At 62.6% G+C, this 17533-nt stretch carries 15 protein-coding genes; 6 read left to right on the top strand and 9 right to left on the bottom strand.

Going from position 1 to position 17533, the window contains the following annotated elements:
* Window positions 1-146: 146 nt before the first annotated feature.
* Window positions 147-1094 carry a LysR substrate-binding domain-containing protein gene (locus BLQ09_RS08580; protein WP_027604684.1) on the bottom strand — a complete coding sequence of 316 codons (948 nt, stop codon included), beginning with the start codon at window positions 1092-1094 and terminating at the stop codon, window positions 147-149.
* Window positions 1095-1231: 137 nt separating this feature from the next.
* Between BLQ09_RS08580 and BLQ09_RS08575 the strand changes: the two genes are divergently transcribed.
* The 3 genes from BLQ09_RS08575 to BLQ09_RS08565 all read left to right on the top strand — a co-directional run bounded on the left by BLQ09_RS08575 (window position 1232) and on the right by BLQ09_RS08565 (window position 4573).
* Window positions 1232-2608, top strand: coding sequence for an L-serine ammonia-lyase (locus BLQ09_RS08575; RefSeq protein WP_092356229.1), 1377 nt, complete (start codon window positions 1232-1234; stop codon window positions 2606-2608).
* Window positions 2609-2669: 61 nt separating this feature from the next.
* Window positions 2670-3956 carry a serine/threonine transporter gene (locus BLQ09_RS08570; RefSeq protein WP_092356226.1) on the top strand — a complete coding sequence of 429 codons (1287 nt, stop codon included), beginning with the start codon at window positions 2670-2672 and terminating at the stop codon, window positions 3954-3956.
* Window positions 3957-4255: 299 nt separating this feature from the next.
* Window positions 4256-4573, top strand: coding sequence for a DUF3509 domain-containing protein (locus tag BLQ09_RS08565; protein ID WP_027604687.1), 318 nt, complete (start codon window positions 4256-4258; stop codon window positions 4571-4573).
* On the opposite strand, the gene BLQ09_RS08560 is transcribed toward BLQ09_RS08565, so the two are convergent.
* Window positions 4570-5058 carry a phosphate-starvation-inducible protein PsiE gene (locus BLQ09_RS08560; protein ID WP_027604688.1) on the bottom strand — a complete coding sequence of 163 codons (489 nt, stop codon included), beginning with the start codon at window positions 5056-5058 and terminating at the stop codon, window positions 4570-4572. The two genes, BLQ09_RS08565 and BLQ09_RS08560, sit on opposite strands and share 4 nt — an antisense overlap.
* Before the next feature lie 248 nt (window positions 5059-5306).
* On the opposite strand from BLQ09_RS08560, the gene BLQ09_RS08555 reads away from it, so the two are divergent.
* Window positions 5307-5567, top strand: a complete 261-nt coding sequence (locus tag BLQ09_RS08555) for a YebG family protein (RefSeq protein ID WP_012722374.1) — start codon at window positions 5307-5309, stop codon at window positions 5565-5567.
* Window positions 5568-5616: 49 nt separating this feature from the next.
* Here BLQ09_RS08555 and BLQ09_RS08550 read toward each other — a convergent pair whose 3' ends face one another.
* Complete coding sequence (locus BLQ09_RS08550; protein WP_027604689.1) at window positions 5617-6636, bottom strand: Leu/Phe/Val dehydrogenase; 1020 nt, start codon at window positions 6634-6636, stop codon at window positions 5617-5619.
* A gap of 185 nt (window positions 6637-6821) precedes the next feature.
* On the opposite strand from BLQ09_RS08550, the gene BLQ09_RS08545 reads away from it, so the two are divergent.
* Window positions 6822-7625, top strand: a complete 804-nt coding sequence (locus BLQ09_RS08545) for a SirB1 family protein (protein ID WP_027604690.1) — start codon at window positions 6822-6824, stop codon at window positions 7623-7625.
* Between the two features lie 79 nt (window positions 7626-7704).
* Here the strand turns inward: BLQ09_RS08545 and BLQ09_RS08540 are convergent, their stop codons facing one another.
* The 4 genes from BLQ09_RS08540 to hmgA are packed head-to-tail and all read right to left on the bottom strand — an operon-like array spanning window position 7705 to window position 12349.
* Window positions 7705-9075 carry an MFS transporter gene (locus BLQ09_RS08540; protein WP_027604691.1) on the bottom strand — a complete coding sequence of 457 codons (1371 nt, stop codon included), beginning with the start codon at window positions 9073-9075 and terminating at the stop codon, window positions 7705-7707.
* Window positions 9076-9124: 49 nt separating this feature from the next.
* Complete coding sequence (gene maiA / locus BLQ09_RS08535) at window positions 9125-9763, bottom strand: maleylacetoacetate isomerase (protein ID WP_027604692.1); 639 nt, start codon at window positions 9761-9763, stop codon at window positions 9125-9127.
* A gap of 12 nt (window positions 9764-9775) precedes the next feature.
* The gene (gene fahA, locus BLQ09_RS08530; protein ID WP_027604693.1) at window positions 9776-11062 is read right to left on the bottom strand and encodes a fumarylacetoacetase; all 1287 of its coding nucleotides are present in this window, start codon (window positions 11060-11062) and stop codon (window positions 9776-9778) included.
* A gap of 3 nt (window positions 11063-11065) precedes the next feature.
* Entirely contained in the window at window positions 11066-12349 is a 1284-nt protein-coding gene (gene hmgA / locus BLQ09_RS08525; protein WP_027604694.1) for a homogentisate 1,2-dioxygenase, read from the bottom strand.
* Between the two features lie 120 nt (window positions 12350-12469).
* On the opposite strand from hmgA, the gene BLQ09_RS08520 reads away from it, so the two are divergent.
* Window positions 12470-13249, top strand: a complete 780-nt coding sequence (locus BLQ09_RS08520) for an IclR family transcriptional regulator (protein ID WP_027604695.1) — start codon at window positions 12470-12472, stop codon at window positions 13247-13249.
* Between the two features lies 1 nt (window position 13250).
* Here the strand turns inward: BLQ09_RS08520 and dacB are convergent, their stop codons facing one another.
* Together dacB and BLQ09_RS08510 are read right to left on the bottom strand one after the other, a co-directional pair.
* Window positions 13251-14696 (bottom strand): D-alanyl-D-alanine carboxypeptidase/D-alanyl-D-alanine endopeptidase, encoded by a 1446-nt coding sequence (gene dacB / locus BLQ09_RS08515; protein ID WP_027604696.1) that lies wholly within the window; start codon window positions 14694-14696, stop codon window positions 13251-13253.
* A 332-nt stretch (window positions 14697-15028) separates the two neighbouring features.
* Window positions 15029-17446, bottom strand: a complete 2418-nt coding sequence (locus BLQ09_RS08510) for a TonB-dependent siderophore receptor (RefSeq protein ID WP_027604697.1) — start codon at window positions 17444-17446, stop codon at window positions 15029-15031.
* Between the last annotated feature and the right edge of the window lie 87 nt (window positions 17447-17533).

Below are 17533 nucleotides of genomic sequence, written 5' to 3'. Positions count from 1 at the left end.
GACCTCTTGATTACACAATTGAGCAGTCAGAGAAACATTTCAACCCCTTTGCAAAGATAAATCCCACATTACAAATTAACCCTGACGACAAGCAGAAACACTGTTAGGGTGGGGAGTTAGTTACATCTTCTTACGCTCCGCGCCCCTCACAATTGCCCTTCCCCCAGCGGGTGCAAGGCGCGAAAAATGCCTGCTTCCTCCACCAGCCAGTCATGCACCGCGCGCACGCCCGGATGGTTCAGGGCGCCCGGCGCATACAGCAGCACATAACGTTTGTGGTTGGGCACCGCGAGGCCGAACGGCACGATCAAGGTGCCACGTTCCAGCTCATCATTGAGCAAGGTGCGTCGCGCAATCGCCACGCCCATGCCGGCGATGGCGGCTTCGATGGTCAGGTGGTTGCGATTGAAGGTGTGGCCACGGCGTACATCGGCGACGTGATAGCCGATGGCATTCAGGTAGAACTCCCACTCCGCATACTCATAACTCCCACGCCAGGCGGTAATGTCGTGCAGCAGCGGGAAATGCGCGAGATCGGCCGGACCGTGCAAGGGCGGTCGACCCCGCAACAGGCTGGGGGCGCAGACCGGGAAAATCTGCTCATCCAGCAGGGCTGTGGATAACAGGCCAGGGTAGCTGCCGTCATTGAGGTCGATGGCCAGGTCAAAGTCGCCTTCGTGCAGGGCGATGCTGCTGTCCTCGGCGACCATGCGCAGTTGGATATCCGGGAAGCGCTGCTGCAAGCGCGGTAGGCGTGGGGTCAGCCACTTGCCGAGAAATGATGGAATCGAGCGCAGGCGAAGCGTGCCGCTGATCATTCCCGCATCCAACCGCTGCAACTCGGCGTCGATGCTGCCGTAGGCTTCCCCCACCGTTGCCGCCAGGCGCTGGCCCTCGGCACTCAGCTCCACCCCCCGTGCCCGTCGATGAAACAGCCGAAACCCGAGGCGCTCCTCCAACTGGCGGATTTGCTGGCTCACCGCCCCCGGCGTGATGTGCAGTTCTTCGGCGCAGCGGGTGAACGACAGATGCCGGGCAGCGCAGGAAAACACGTGCAACCAGACGTAAGTCTGGCCATGGAGAGGGCGAGCCATAGGGTTTAGTCCTACTAAAGGGTGTCTTAGGATAATTCGTTGGTCAGTGCCGATCCAGAGGCTCAGTATCGCGCCAATTGCGCTCGTCCTACAAAACATGGCAGCGATTCCTACTCCATTGCTTGTAAGGCTTTAGCATGGCTATCAGCGTTTTCGACCTATTCAAAGTGGGCATCGGCCCGTCCAGCTCCCATACCGTCGGCCCCATGCGCGCGGCGGCGACCTTCGCCCAGGCCTTGAACGACCAGCACTTGCTGAGTGAAACGCGCCGGGTCGAAGTGCGCCTGTATGGCTCGCTGTCCGCCACTGGTGTCGGCCACGCCACCGACCGCGCCTGCGTCATGGGCTTGATGGGCGAATGGCCGGATCAGGTCGATCCCACTTCGATCAACACGCGAATCCAACAGCTGCGCGAGTCCGGACAGTTGTTGCTGGCCGGTCAACAGGAAATTGCCTTCAACTGGCAAAGAGACCTCCTGCTGCTGGACGAAAGCCTGCCCTACCACCCCAACGCCATGTCCCTGCACGCCTACGGCGACAACGGCCTGCTCAGCGAGCAGACCTATTATTCGGTGGGTGGCGGTTTCATCATCGAAGCCGCTGAAGCGGCTTCGGGCATCGCGCCGGCCAACGATGTGCAATTGCCCTACGACTTCTCCAGCGCCGTCGAGCTGCTGGCCCTGTGCAACCAGCACGGCCTGCGGGTTTCGGAATTGATGATGGCCAACGAACGCGCCTGGCGCAGCGAAGAACAGATCCGCAGCGGCCTGCTGCATATCTGGTCGGTGATGCGCGAATGTGTGGAACAAGGCTTGCGCGATGAAGGCATCCTGCCCGGTGGCCTGGACGTGCCACGGCGTGCGGCGAAATTGCACCGCAGCCTGTTGGAAATCGGCAAACCCAATGTGATCACCTCGACCTTGTCGGCCATGGAATGGGTCAACCTGTTCGCCCTCGCCGTCAACGAAGAAAATGCCGCAGGCGGGCGCATGGTCACGGCGCCGACCAATGGCGCAGCGGGGATCATCCCGGCGGTACTGCATTACTACATGAAGTTCAATGCCGACGCGTCTGACGACGATGTGATCAATTTCTTCCTGGCCGCCGCAGCCGTCGGCATTCTGTGTAAGAAAAACGCCTCGATCTCCGGTGCCGAAGTCGGCTGCCAGGGCGAAGTCGGTTCAGCCTGCGCCATGGCCGCCGCCGGCTTGGCCGACATCCTCGGCGCCACCCCCGAGCAACTGGAAAACGCCGCCGAAATCGGCCTGGAACACAACCTCGGCCTGACCTGCGACCCGGTCGGCGGCCTGGTGCAGGTGCCGTGCATCGAGCGCAATGCCATCGCCGCGGTCAAGGCCATCAACGCCACGCAAATGGCCCTGCGCGGTGACGGCAAGCACTTCATTTCCCTCGACCGGGTGATCCGCACCATGCGCGATACCGGCGCCGACATGCACGACAAATACAAAGAAACTTCACGGGGCGGCCTGGCGGTCAGCTGGGTGGAGTGCTGATCGGAGCACTTCGTCCCGCCCCAACGTGAGCCCGCGCAAAAATAATAACGAGGCAATAACGATGACCGATGTACGTACACCTGCGGCTGAAAATCCTGCTTTAGACACTACCGTTACCACTGGCTGGACCCAACACGACACCACGTGGATGCTCGGCCTCTACGGCACCGCCATCGGCGCCGGCACCTTGTTCCTGCCGATCAATGCCGGCGTCGGCGGCTTCTGGCCGTTGATCGTGCTGGCGCTGCTGGCCTTCCCGATGACCTTCTTTGCCCACCGTGGTCTGACGCGCTTTGTGCTGTCAGGCAAATCCGGCGACATCACCGAAGTCGTCGAAGAACACTTCGGCGTCGGTGCGGGCAAGCTGATCACCCTGCTGTATTTTTTTGCGATCTTCCCGATCCTGCTGGTGTACAGCGTGGCACTGACCAACACCCTGGGCAGCTTTATGGAGCACCAACTGCACCTGGCGCCGCCGCCCCGGGCGATCCTGTCGCTGGTACTGATCCTCGGCCTGATGGCCATTGTGCGCTGCAGCCAGGGTGTGATCGTCAAGGCCATGAGCGTGCTGGTCTATCCGTTCGTCGCCGCCTTGCTGTTGCTGGCGCTCAGCCTGATCCCCAACTGGAACGGCGCCTTCTTCGCCTCCGCCAGCGAGGGCATGCCCCTGCCAGTGTTTTTCAACACGCTATGGCTGGCGATCCCGGTGATGGTGTTCTCATTCAACCACTCGCCGATCATCTCCGCCTTCGCCGTCGACCAGAAGCGCATGTACGGCCCGCTGGCCGAACGCAAAAGCAGCGGCATCCTCGCCACGGCCCACGGCATGATGGTGCTGACGGTGATGTTCTTCTGCTTCAGCTGCGTGCTGGCCCTGTCGCCGGCTGACCTGGCAGCGGCCAAGGCGCAGAACATTTCGATCCTGTCGTACCTGGCCAACCACTTCCAGACGCCGGTGATCGCTTACGCCGCGCCGTTGATCGCGCTGGTGGCGATTACCAAGTCCTTCCTCGGCCACTACATCGGCGCCAGCGAAGGCTTCCAGGGGCTGATCGTCAAATCCCTGCGCGGGCGTGACCGTTCGATGTCATCCAAATGGCTGGAACGCTGCACCGCGCTGTTCATGGTGCTGACCTGCTGGGCCGTGGCCACCTTCAACCCGAGTATCCTGGGCATGATCGAAACCCTGGGCGGGCCGATCATCGCCTGCCTGCTGTTCCTGATGCCGATGTACGCCATCCATCGCGTGCCAGCTTTACGCCAGTATTCGGGCCAGGTGTCGAATGTGTTTGTGGTGCTGATCGGGCTGATTGCGCTGTCTGCGATCGTTTTTTCCGTGTTGCCCTGAAACGGATCACCAACCTCAATAACAACATAGAACCCATGTGGGAGGGGGCTTGCTCCCGATAGCGGTGCATCAGCCAAGTATTCATTGACTGATGCACCGCTATCGGGAGCAAGCCCCCTCCCCCATAAGGAGCTCATTGTTTGACAGATCGCTGTACGGCACGCCCTTTGCTGTACAGCCCATGAGGTAAACGGAATTTGTACCACCTCAGCGACGGAGTGGCCGGTGGTCAGGCAACGCGAACTAATCACGACACCGGTCGTCAATGACTGCATGTTCTTATCAGGCGGTAACGCACCATGGACAATCCTTTTCAGATCATCACCGACACCTTCACCCCAAAATACCGCGTCAACCTGAGCATTCAACGGCTCGACGGCAGCATCATGCTCACCCTCTCGGACGAGACGGGCGTAGTGGCCAAACGCATGATCAGCGCCGAACAACGCAACGACCCGCAACGGCTCAAACGCCTGGTGCAAAGCATTCAATTCGGCATCGCCATCGAGCAGGGCCACAGCGCCATGGAGATCCTGGCGGTGATGACGGACGGCGACAGCCACAAACTGCTGCAGCGGCCACCGGCCCGCGCCCTGCCCTTCAGCGTCGGGCTTTAAAGCTCACCCTTCTCGGTCTCCAGGCTCGCCTCGCCCTTGCGACGCGGGCCCTCGACCTTCACCGACGGGAACGCCGACGACGCGTAGCGCACCACCAGAATCGCAAACGCCAGCAGCAGAATCCCGCCGCACAGGTAGATGATGCCGAGGTCGGGCGGATTGTGGTGGGACACGTTGGAGATCAACAGGCGCGTCAGCGCGGTGATCGCCACGTAGATCAGGAAGCGCACCGGCATGTGGTTGGTCTTGAAGTAAATCCCGACCATCGCGCCCAATTCCAGGTAGATGAACAGCAGCAGGATGTCGTCGATCTTGATGTGCCCGTTCTCCAGCATCCCCAGGAATTCCATCACCGCAGCCCAGGCGGTCACCGCACCGATGGCGAACAACGCCAGGTAATGGAACGACTCGACAAACAGGTTACCCAGGGACTCGGCCAGCCCATGGACTTGATGGCGCAGCTTTTCGGCCCAATTAAATTTCACGATGGTGCTTCCTTAGGTCGGTTCGACCGGATAATGCGGGTTGGACGTGACGGTTGTTCTGCATGCAGAAAAAAGGCCAGAGGCGGGTATAAGATGATGGCGGGGTGACATGAGGCACGCCTGGCCTGTATTTACGGGCTACATTAAAAAACTGCTACCCAAACCCCACGGTTTGGCTTACCCTTTTCGCTGTATATAAATACAGTAGTCGCAAAAGACAACTATCGTGAAGGCATGTGAGGTGGTGAATGGCCGTCGAAGTGGTATACCGCAGCAGCCGAGATCTGGAGCGTTTGTTCATGGATAAAGCCGAAGCTGACCGTCATGACAAGATGCTTGAACTCGCTGAGTTGCTCGCAGAAGTGTTGCAAAAAGCCGTGCCGTCCCTGAGCGAGCAGCAGGTGGAGGAAGCCGGGATCTACATGGCGAAGAATCGCGATGTGTTTGCCAAGGCGTTCAAGAGCCAACCGGATGCATTGTCCGAGTTGCTGAACGCACCGGCGGAATAAGCCCGAATTGAACAGGCCCTGAGTCGATGATTCAGGGCCTTTTTAATGCCTATTTGTAGAGCAGGCGCTCGGCCAGCTCGTCCGCGACCCGTGCGGGTGAGCGTTTTTCGGCCTGGGCGTGGGCGAAGATTTCAGTCAGGCGCGTGCCGATGTTGGACAGGTGCGCGGTGATGGTCGGCAGTTCGGCACCGCTGTGCTTGAGGGCGACGTAGATCAGGCCGCCGGAGTTGATCACGTAGTCCGGGGCGTAGAGGATGCCGCGGCCTTCGAGTTGGTCGGCCACTTGCAGGTTGGTCAGTTGCGCACTGGCGGAACCGGCGACGGCGGCGCAGCGGAGCTGGCCGACGCTCTGGCGGTTGAACACTGCGCCCAGGCCGCAGGGCGCGAGGATGTCGCACGGGGTGCTGAGCAAGGCGTCGTTGGCGATAGGGTGCGCGCCGAGCTGTTCCATGGCCAGCTGCACCTTGCCGTGGTCGATGTCGCTGACCAACAGTTCGGCGCCGGCGGCGTGCAGTTGTTCGGCCAGGGCGAAGCCCACGTTGCCCAGGCCCTGGATAGCTACGCGCAAGCCTTCGAGGTTGTCGCTGCCCAGGCGGGCCATGGCGGTGGTGCGGATACCCGCGAACACGCCCATGGCGGCATGGGGCGAGGGGTCGCCGGCGGCGGTGGTGCTGGTAACGAAGCGAGTGTGCTGGGCGATGCAGTCCATGTCGGCGACCGAGGTACCGCTGTCGGTGGCGGTGATGTAGCGACCGTCGAGTTGCTCGATGCAACGACCAAAGGCTTCAAACAGCGCCGCACGGTTTTCCACATGGGCGGGGCGCAGGATCACCGCCGTCCCGCCCCCCACCGGCAACCCGGCCAGGGCGGCCTTGTAGCTCATGCCTTGGGCCAGGCGCGCGGCGTCCGCCACGGCGCTTTCATCGTCGGGGTAGGCAAGGTAGCGACAACCACCCAGGGCAGGGCCCAGGCGGCTGTTATGGATGGCTATGACCGCCTTCAACCCCGTCACCGGGTCGATGCTCAGGTGCAGCGATTCAAGGCGGGTGCTGTGCATGAGAGCAAACATCGTCGAGCTCCCGAATCACTTCTTGTGTCGCCAAGTATAGGCTTGCGGCAGAAAACTGCCGAAGTGCGCTGGAATAAGCCGTCCGGTTTTGTAGGTCTTGTGACATAAGCGGATAGGATATTTCTTAAGCCACTGGACGAAAATTCCCAGCAAGGCTAAAACGGGGGCATTCGCCGGAGAATGCAATGAATCCCCGTCACGCTTTTTTCGCCTGCCTGGAACGTTCGCCCCCCGCGCTGTTTGAAGCCGCGCTGTGGATCGCCGCCGAGCATGACCCGGCGGTGCAACCGGCGTTGATCATGCAGGACCTGAAATTGCTCGAGCAACAGGTCAGCCTGGGCATGCCCCTGCTGCCAGCGGATGAACTGGGCCAACCCTTGCTGCGAGGTATGAATGACCTCGGCTTCGCCCAGGATGATTTCACCCCGCTGCGCCCCGCCGCCGCCCTGCTGGACAAGGTGTTGCAACGCAAACGCGGGCAACCCCTGGCCATGGGGTTGATTGCCATGGAGCTGGCGCGACGCCTGGGCATTCCCATGGTCGGCGTCAACTTCCCCGGCCACTTCCTGCTGCGGGTGCCCGGTGCCGATCACTTGCTGGACCCTTGCGGCGGGCGACGCCTGTACCCCAACGACTGCCGCGAGCTGCTGCAACGCCAGTATGGTCCCAACCTCAAGTTGCAGGCCGATCACCTGCACACCGCCGAACCCCGTTCGATCCTGCAACGGTTGTCCCGCAACCTGCGCCAGTTGCACCTGGCCAATGACAACCCCCTGGCCGCGCTGATCGACGCCGAACGCGTGCTGGAACTGGGCAATGCCAGCGCTGCCGATTACCTCGCGCGGGCCAGCCTGTATCAACGCCTGGACTGCCCCAACGCCGAGCGCTTCGACCTGGAACACGCGTTGATGCTCAGCGAAGACCCGATCCAACGCCTGCGCCTGACTGAACGCCTGGGGCACCTGCCACCCAACTCCGTGGTGCATTGAACCCACTGCTCTCAAGCGCCTATTTCCCTGTGGCAAGCGGGCTTATGTGGTGATCCTGCTCGATGTAGATGCAACATCTTCAGTGATTGGCCGGCACCTTGAGGATATCGCCATGCAAAGGGCTCTTCGGCGCGTCAGTCGCGGGCGAGCGCACTTGAATGATCAACAACGCCGCGATCACCGCCGGAATCGCGCAGAAGAAGAAAATCTGCTGCACCGGAATATGCATCGCCAGCAGCATGCTGCCCAGCAACGGGCCCAGGATTGAGCCGAAGCGCCCTACACCCAATGCCCAACCCGTACCGGTGGCGCGTACATGCGCCGGATAAAAATTGCTGGCGAAAGCATTAAGGGTCAGTTGCCCGCCGATGATGCAAAACCCGGCGGCAAACACACAGGCCACCAGATAGCGCGGATTGTCGTGGTTCAGCCCCAGCAGCACGGTACACACCGCCGCTGCCGCCAGCACGCCGGACAACAGCCGCACCTTGTGCTTCAATCGATCGGCAAACCAGGCCATGCCGATGGCCCCCAAGGTGCCGGCGAACAGGAACATTGAGGTCACCAGGTTGGCTTCACTCAACGCCAGGCCACTTTCCAGCAGCAGCGACGGCAACCAGCTGATCATGAAATACAGCAGGATCAGGCTGACAAAGAAGGTCGCCCAGATCAGCACGGTCGGGCGTGCATAGCCATGGCGAAACAGCTCCACCACCGTCAACGGGCTGCCCTGCTCGCGGCGGTTTTCGTCCTCGCCCGCCAGCGGCGCACGCCACCCGGGCAACATGCGCGCGGTGACCTTATGCAAGCGTGCATACGGCGGCGCATCGCGCAGCAGGCGCGGCAGGGATTCCGGCAGCAGCCACACCAGGAAAGGGAACAGCAGCAACGGCGTCACGCCGCCGGCAAGAAACACCGCCTGCCAGCCAAAGCCGTCGATAAATCCTGCGGCCACAAACCCACCGGCTGCGCCGCCGAACGAAAAGCCGCACGCCGCCAACGTCACCATCAAGGTGCGCAAGCGTGGCGGGGAATAGTCCGACATCAACGCCATGGCACTGGGCATCGCGCCGCCCATGCCGATACCGCAGATAAAGCGCGCCGCCATCAGCGTGGTCAGCGAGCTGGCGAAGACCATCAACACCGTGAGGCTGGCGTAGATCAGCACGCAGCCCAGCAGGATGCGGCGAACGCCAAAGCGGTCGGCCAGGGGTGTCACCAGCAACGAGCCCAAGGTCAGCCCCAGCAGGTTGGCACTGAACACCGGTCCGAACGCGGCCTTTTCCAGCCCCCAATCCGACGCCAGCGCCGGTACCACATAACCCAGCACCTGGGCATCGTAGCCATCGGTTACCAGCAACAAGGCCAGCAACAGGAGAATCAACCACTGGTAGCGCGACACCGGACGGGCATCGAGTGCCGCGCGAAAGCTGGCAATCTGATTGTGCATCGCAAGGTACCTGTTTTTATTATTGTGCTCACGCTCTGCGCGGGCACGATCACTCAGGAGTGTCGGGTTGATTGGCAGGATGGGCCTGGATAAATGCCGGATGCTGCGCCGCCAACGCCGCCACCCGGCCGATGCGTGGATACGCCCCCAACGGCACCTTGAAGCGCTCCGCCGCATACAATTGGGGAATCAGGAAGGCATCGGCCATCCCCGGCTGCTCGCCGAAGCAATAGCCCTTATCGCCAATCAACTGTTCCACCGCCCCCAGCCCCTGGCTGATCCAATGCCCGATCCACTCCAGCACCTGCGCCTCGTCATGTCCCCACTGACGCAACAGGTTCTGGGTGCTGGAGTTGTGCAATGGGTGAATATCGCAGCCGATGATCGACGCCACTGCGCGCTCATGGGCACGGGTGGCCATGTCCTTGGAAAGCAGCGGCACCTGTGGATAACGTTCGTCCAGGTATTCAATGATCGCCGCGGACTGAATCAGCAGCTCGCCGTCATCGGTGCGCAAGGCCGGCACACGACCTTGGGGGTTGATGGCCAGGTATTCGGGCTGGCGATTGGCGCCACCCGCCGGCACCAGCAGGTTGACGGGCACCGCAGTGAAATCCAGGCCCTTGAGCGCAAGGGCGATGCGCACCCGGTAGGACGCCGTAGAGCGGTAGTAGGTATAGAGTTCCATCGCCCTGCCCTCCTAGCGCGCCGCGACCACGGTGCCACGGCATTCGCCGAAGCCGATGGAGGCGAAGCCTTCACGGTTGCAACGGGCGCGCAGGATGACCTCGTCACCGTCCTCAAGGAACCTGCGCACTTCGCCGGAAGGCAGTTCGATGACCTTCTTGCCGCCTTCGGTCATCTCCAGCAGGCTGCCGAACTGCCCGGCTTCAGGGCCGGACAAGGTGCCCGAACCAAACAGGTCACCGGCCTGCAGTTGGCAGCCGTTGACGCTGTGGTGCGCCACCAATTGCGCGACGGTCCAGTACATATGCAGGCTGTTGCTCAGGGCCACGCGATGGGCCGGCAGGTTCTGTTCGCGCATGGCGGCGGTGGTCAACAGCACCTCAAGCTCGATATCCAAGGCGCCAGCGGCCTGGTCACGCTTATCCAGCAGGTACGGCAGTGGCTGCGGATCGCCTTCGGGCCGCGCCGGCTGGGCTTTGCGGAACGGTTCCAGGGCTTCGGCCGTGACCACCCACGGTGAAATGCTGGTGATAAAGCTCTTCGACAGGAACGGCCCCAGCGGCTGGTATTCCCAGGCCTGGATGTCCCGCGCCGACCAATCATTGAGCAGGCAGAAACCGGCGATATGCTCGGCCGCATCGCCAATGGCAATCGAGTCGCCCATGGCATTGCCCTGGCCGATCCAGATGCCCAGTTCCAGCTCATAGTCCAGGCGTGCGCAGGGGCCGAAGGTTGGTTCGGTCTGGCCAGCCGGCAAGGTCTGGCCTTTGGGGCGACGGACGTCGGCACCCGAGGGGCGAATGGTCGAGGCGCGGCCGTGATAACCGATCGGCACGTACTTGTAGTTCGGCAGCAGCGGGTTATCCGGGCGGAACAGTTTGCCGACGTTTTGCGCGTGCTCGATGCCGACGTAGAAGTCGGTGTAGTCGTTGATCTTCGCCGGCAGGTGCATCTGGCAATCGGCGGCGCGGTGCAGCACCTGCGCTTCACGGGCCTGCAGCCTGCTGCCCTCGGCAAGCAGTTCCAGCAGGCGCTCGCGCAAGGCCACGCGCGGGCCACGGCCCAGCTCGAAAAAGGCGTTCAGCTGGCCGCCCGCAGTCGCGTCAACGGCGCGGCGGGCTTCGCCCTCAAACTCATCCAGGGCGGCGTGCAGGTCGAGGATCGCGTCGCCAATCGCCACGCCACTGCGCGGGGCCGAGCCGTTGATGCTGAACACGCCCAGCGGCAGGTTTTGCAGGGGGAAATCGCGGTGACCATTGGCGGAGGCTACCCAACTGCGGGTAAGGGTTGGCTGCGTCATGGGTTATCTCCGGTTCGGGTTGAAGGTGACGGGCAACGAGGCCCAGCACGCGTCATAGGAAGGTTGCAGTTGCGGGCACTCCAGGGCGAACTGAGTAGGACGCAGCACTTGGCTGGTCTCGAACATGAAGGCCATGGTGTTATCGATCTTGTGCGGTGCCAGGTCGACGTTGATGGCCTTGGTGCAGGTCTCGCCGTCCGGGCCGTGGGCGCTCATGCAACTGTGCAGCGACGCGCCGCCGGGCAGGAAGCCTTCGGCCTTGGCATCGTAGGCGCCCTGGATCAGGCCCATGTATTCGTTCATCAGGTTGCGGTGGAACCACGGCGGACGGAAAGTGTTCTCGGCCACCATCCAGCGCGGCGGGAAGATCACGAAGTCGAGGTTGGCCAGGCCGTGCACGCTGGTGGGCGAGGTCAATACGGTGAAGATCGACGGATCGGGGTGATCGAAGCTCACGGTGCCAAGGGTGTTGAAGCGGCGCAGGTCGTATTTGTACGGCACGTTATTGCCGTGCCAGGCCACCACGTTCAGCGGTGAATGGTCCAGCTCACAGGCCCACAGTTCACCGAGGAATTTCTGCACCAGCGTGGTCGGTTGCCTGAGGTCTTCGTAGTGGGCCACCGGGGTGAGGAAGTCACGCGGATTGGCCAGGCCGTTGCTGCCGATAGGCCCCAGGTCCGGCAGGCGCAGGGGCGCGCCGTGGTTTTCGGCGACGTAACCGCGCGCCTGTGCATCCAGCAGCTCGACACGAAATTTGAGGCCACGGGGCAACACCACAATGTCCAGCGGCTCGACGTCCAGCACCCCCAGTTCGGTGGCGATGCGCAGGCGGCCCTGCTCGGGGACGATCAACAGCTCGCCGTCGGCATTGAAGAACACGCGGTCCATGGAGCGATTAGCGCAGTAGTTATAGATGCTGATGCCCGAGGGTTTTTCCGACCCGGCGTTGGCTACCATGCCGACCAGGCCGTCGATAAAGTCTGTCGGCTCACTCGGAATATCCAACGGGTTCCAACGCAAGCGATTGGGCGTCACCGCGCCCAACGGACCGCCGGCCAGCTGCCGCTCCAGCTTGATAAACGCGGGGTGATTGGCCGATGGCTGGATGCGGTACAGCCAGGTGCGGCGGGCTTCGCTGCGTACCATGGTGAAGGCGGTGCCGGAAAACAGCTCGGTATACAGCCCGTAGGGGGCTTTTTGCGGGGAGTTCTGGCCGACCGGCAAGGCGCCGGGCAGGGCTTCGCTGGCGAATTCATTGCCGAAGCCCGACAGGTATTCGAGGTTCATGGATCATCCTCAGGGCGGAAGTTGTTTTTATCGTAATCCAGTTACGCATAACGTAATTTGATCACTATCGACCGTCAAGCTATAAAGACGCCCATTCATCTCTCGGATTCTCGCCCCTCCATGGAAAAGCCCCGCGACACCGGTAAACAGAAAGTCCGCTCGGCCGAAGTGGGCACCGATATCCTCAAGGCCCTGGCCGAACTGTCGCCCTCCACGTCGTTGTCGCGGCTGGCCGACCACGTGCAGATGCCGGCGAGCAAGGTGCACCGTTATTTACAGGCGCTGATCGCCTCGGGTTTTGCCGAACAGAACGCCGCCACCAACCATTACGGCCTGGGACGCGAGGCGTTGCGCGTGGGCCTGGCCGCGCTGGGCAGCATGGACGTGCTGAAAGTCGGCGCGATGCCCCTGGCAGAGCTGCGCGACGAGTTGAATGAAACCTGCTTCCTGGCGGTATGGGGCAACCAGGGCGCGACGGTGGTGCAGATCGAACCGGCCGTGCGCGCCGTGACAGTGGTGACGCAATTGGGTTCGGTGTTGCCCCTGCTCAGTTCATCCACCGGGTTGGTGTTCAGTGCCTTCCTGCCGTCGCGGGAAACCGTCGAGTTGCGTGAGCGTGAAATCCAGGCCGGCACCGCCCATGCCCTCGCCGACGACCAGGCTTACGCCACCACCTGCGAACAAATCCGCAACCGTGGCCTGCACTTTGTGCATGGCCTGCTGATGCCGGGGGTGGATGCGCTGTCGGCACCGGTATTCAACGCGGTCGGGCACGTGGCGGCGGTGATGACCGTGGTCGGCCCCACCTCGCTGTTCCACGCCGACGAAGATGGCCCGGCGGCGCAACGCTTGCTGGCGGCGACCCGAGCCGTGAGTTGGCGGATGGGTTACCAGCCCTGAACTAGTCGTGCCACTGGGCCAGGGCAAGCGCCAGGCGGTTCTCGAGGGCGCGGACAGGGGCTGCGTCACTGAGGTAGTTATTGCTGATTATCGAAAACACCAGGCGTCGCCCCTCGGCATCGGTGATATAGCCGCTCAACGATGATACGCCGGCCATGGAGCCGGTCTTAGCGTGCAGGTTGTTTTCGGCAGCCGTCCCGCGCAGGCGATAACGCAGGCCGCCGCCGGTCATACGGTCGGCATTGCCGGCAATCGGCAAGGCGTTGTACCAGGCGTCGAACCAGGGTTGCCTGGCGGTGACCAGCAGCAGGTCCGTCAGGTTCTGCGCCGACACCAGGTTGCGTCGCGACAAGCCTGAGCCATCTACCTGGCTGAGCGTCGCCGGGGCCAGGCCCTGGCGCTGCATGAACGCCGCCACCGCCGCCACGCCCGCTGTCGCAGTGCCCGCGTTGGCGGTTTTGCGGCCCATGGCCTTGAGCAGGGCTTCGGACATGTTGTTGTTCGAGAGCTTGAGCAGCGGTGTGATCAAGTCCTGCAACGGCGCCGATTGATGCTCGACCAACACCGTCGCCGTCCCAGGGCTGGCCCCCCCGATCACGCGCCGCCCGAGCACCTGGATACCTTGCTGCGCCAGCGCCTGCTCAAACAGATTGGCCACCAGTTGCGTCGGTTCCCACACACTCACCCACTGCCGACTTTGCTTGCCCGGGGCGAGCGCGCCGCTGAGTTGCAGCAGGTTAGTGCCGTGCTGGCGGGTGATGGCGTAGCTGTTGCCGGGGCCGCTGACGGCACGGTTGCTCAGTTGCACGTAGTCGGTGGACGGGCTCACCACCACGTTCACTGGCTGGCCGAGGGCGACGGGAGCCTTTGCCGTGACGAGTAAGGTGCCTGCGTCAAAATCCGCATTCGGCGACACCGTCAACGCCGAAATCTGCGCGCCGTAGTAGGTGCTCTCATCGTCTTGCGCCCAATCCACGCCCAGGCGCTCGGCATCGAACCAGGTGTCGTCGAACACCAGGTCGCCTTGCACCTGGCGCACGCCCCGGCTCGCTAGCTGGGCCGCCAATGCCTGGTAATCGGCGAATTGCGTGGTCGGGTCGCCCAAGCCACGCAGGTACAGGTTACCGGCCAGGCGCTCGCCTTGCTGGGTGCCGTTGCTCAACAGCTGGGTGGAAAAACGGTAGTGCGGCCCCAGCACATCCATCGCCGCAGCGGTGGTGAGCAACTTGAGGTTGGAAGCCGGAATCAGACGGGTGCGCGGGTTGTGCTGATAGAGGGTACTGCCGCTGCGGGCGTCGCGCACCATGACGGAGACCATGGCGCCGTTGAGGACAGGATCGGCCAGCAGCTGATCCAGGGTTGAAGGCGTGGATGGCTGCGAAACACTCGCGCAGCCGCCCAGTAAAACGCTCAGGCACAGCAGGTGCAGCCATCTTCCAAAATGCATCAGTAACGTGTTCCGCAAAGCCATGGGTGGCCGCAACGCTAACAGCTCCGTACCTTTGTGGCGAGCGGGCTTATCCCGCGTTGGGTGGCGAAGCCGCCCTTACTGATGCCGTCGTGTTTTTTCAGGAGCACCGCAGAGTCTGTTTTGGGGCTGCTTCGCAGCCCAACGCGGGGCAAGCCCGCTCACCACAGGAAGCCCACTTACCAGAGGAAGCCCGCTCACCACAGGAAGCCCACTCACCAGAGGAAGCCCGCTCACCACAGGAGGCCCGCTTACCAGAGGAAGCCTGCCCACCACAAGGAGCACACTTGCCATAGGGAGCCCGCCAGGTTTTAGAACTCCAGGGTGCTGGACACCGATACCTGCCGCGCATCGCCCATGGACACAAACAGGCGACTGGCCGCCGAGGTGTAGTAGACGCGGTCGAACAGGTTCTTCACGTTGACCTGGAACTTGACCTTCTGCCCGTCGATCCTGGTGTCGTACGTGGCGAAGGCGTCCGCCACGGTGTAGCCCGGCAGGTTGAAGTCGTTGGCGGCGTCGCCTGCGCGCTCGCCGACATAGCGCGCACCGGTGCCCACGCGTAACTGATCGCCGCCGAAAATGTTGCCGAAGTCGTAGGCCACCGACAGTGAGCCGGTGTGCTTGGCCACGTTTTGCAGACGGTTGCCTTCCAGCGTCGGGTCGTTGTCCTTGATGTCTTCGGCGTCGGTGAAAGCGTAGCTGCCGATCAGGCTCCACTTGTCGGTCAACTGGCCGCTGGCGTCCAGTTCCAGGCCACGGGAACGCACCTGCCCTGCGATGCTGTAGATGGTGTTGGCGCCGGAGCCCACCGACACCAGCACATTGCGTTTGTCGATAGTGAACAACGCCGCGCTGGCGGTGATGCGCCCGGGGATGTCGAGCTTGGCGCCCAGCTCCCACGACTTGGACTCCTCCGGCGTGAGGTCGCCGGTCAACGTGCTGCCATTAAGCAGTGGGGCGATGGTGGAGTTGGGCTTGAACGACTCGGTGTAGCTGCCGTAGAACGACAACTCATCGGTGTAGCGGTACACCAGGCCGGCACGCGGCACCCAGGCCTGGCCGTTGCCGTCGGTGTTGGCCTTGAACGGCACGCCCTTGCCGGCGTACTGGTCATACATCTGATAGCGCGCACCGGCCACGAAGATCCACTGGTCAGTCAGGTGAATCGCGTCCTGGAAGAACAGCGAATCGCTGCGCAGCAGGTCGGTCTGGGCGCTGTCGGCGGCGCTGACGGTGGTGCCCGCAACTTCGTTGCCGTACACCGGGTTGTTGTAGTTGAAGGTACCGCGCGAGCTCTGGCGAATCAGGTCGGCGCGGTAGATCTTGCGGTACTCGTCGTCCAGGCCGAACACCAGGTCATGCTGCATGCCCAGCACATTGACCTTGCCTTCCAGGCTGGCCGTGGCGAAACGGTCGGTGGTGATCGCACCTTTGGTGCCGTCCATCTTGCGGGTCAGGGTGCCGTTGGTGTTCACCGCACTGACGCGCACCTGGCTGGCGTCGTAGGTTTCACGGTTCCAGCTGTAGCCGAAGTGGGCTTTCCAGTCGTCGTTCAAATCGTGGTCGGCTTCAAAGCGGTACAGGTCGGAACGGCCTTCCATGTTATTGAACGGCTCGTCCAGACGGCGAGTGGCGGGGATGTCCAGCGGGTGGTTGGACTTGTCGATGGCCGTGCCGCGGTCGAACGGCGAGAGAAATTCGCGGTGTTCGTAGGCGAACAACAACTTGGTGGTATCGCCGTACCAGGCCAGGGACGGCGCCACCAGCGACTCGCGGTGGGTGCCGAAATTGCGCCAGTAGTCTTCGTCTTCATGGTCGACGATCAGGCGATAGGCCAGGCCCGAATCGCCGATGGGGCCGGTGGTGTCGAGGTTGCCGCCGCTGCCGTTCTTGCCATCCCCGAAAGTCGAGCCGCGCACGGTCAGGGACGTGGCCTGGGTCAGTTGCGGTTTTTTGCTGACGATATTGACCACGCCGCCCGGGTCCTGGATGCCATACAGCAGCGACGACGGGCCCTTGAGCACTTCGACCCGTTCTGCGGTTGAATTCAACGCCCGGCCCTGCACCACCGGCATGCCATCGCGCATGATCGAGCCGTTACGGTTATCGCCGAAGCCGCGCAGCATCACCGCGTCCTGGGTGCTGGCCAGGGTGTTGGCCTGGGTAATGCCGCTGATATTGGCCAGGGCGTCATCCAGGTTGCGCGGGGTCTGGTCGCGCAACACTTGGGCGGGGACCACGTTGACGGTCTGCGGGGTTTCCAGCAGCAACGCGCGGGAACGCATCACCGAGCTGGTGGGCGGGGGCTGGTAGCTGGTGCTGTCCTCGGTTTGGCCGACACCGCTGATGGTGGTCGCGCCGAGGTTGAGCGCGCCCTCGGTGGGCACGGGTTCCAGAGCCAGGGTGCGGGCATCGATCTGGCGGAAAGTGAAACCGGAGTTGCCCAGCAGACGTTGCAGGGCCTGGGTCGCGCTCATTTGCCCGCTGACCGCCGGCGCACTGAGGCCGTAAGGCGCTTCATCGGTGTAGATCACGCTGATCCCGGTGACCCGGCTGAAATCGCTCAAGGCCTGGGGCAACGGTTTGGCAGCCAGGGCAAAGGTGAACCGGGCGCTTTGCTGCTCCTGCGCCTGCGCCACGCCGAGGGGCAGCAATGCCAGCCCCGACACCGCCAATACCGAGGCTCCCAGCCACTGTTTAACCAAACCGCCCGCCGTCGACTTCATGCTGTGAGAACCCGTGTAGAAAACGCTGTTAATGCGAATAGATCGCAGTTTCAAGCACTACACGGATGGACTGACGGTTTACCTCAC

The organism is Pseudomonas sp. NFACC25 (genome assembly GCF_900100935.1).
Classification (GTDB): domain Bacteria; phylum Pseudomonadota; class Gammaproteobacteria; order Pseudomonadales; family Pseudomonadaceae; genus Aquipseudomonas; species Aquipseudomonas marginalis.
The sequence above is the reverse complement of the archived record's forward strand: the minus strand, read 5'-3'. Positions and strand labels throughout refer to the sequence as shown.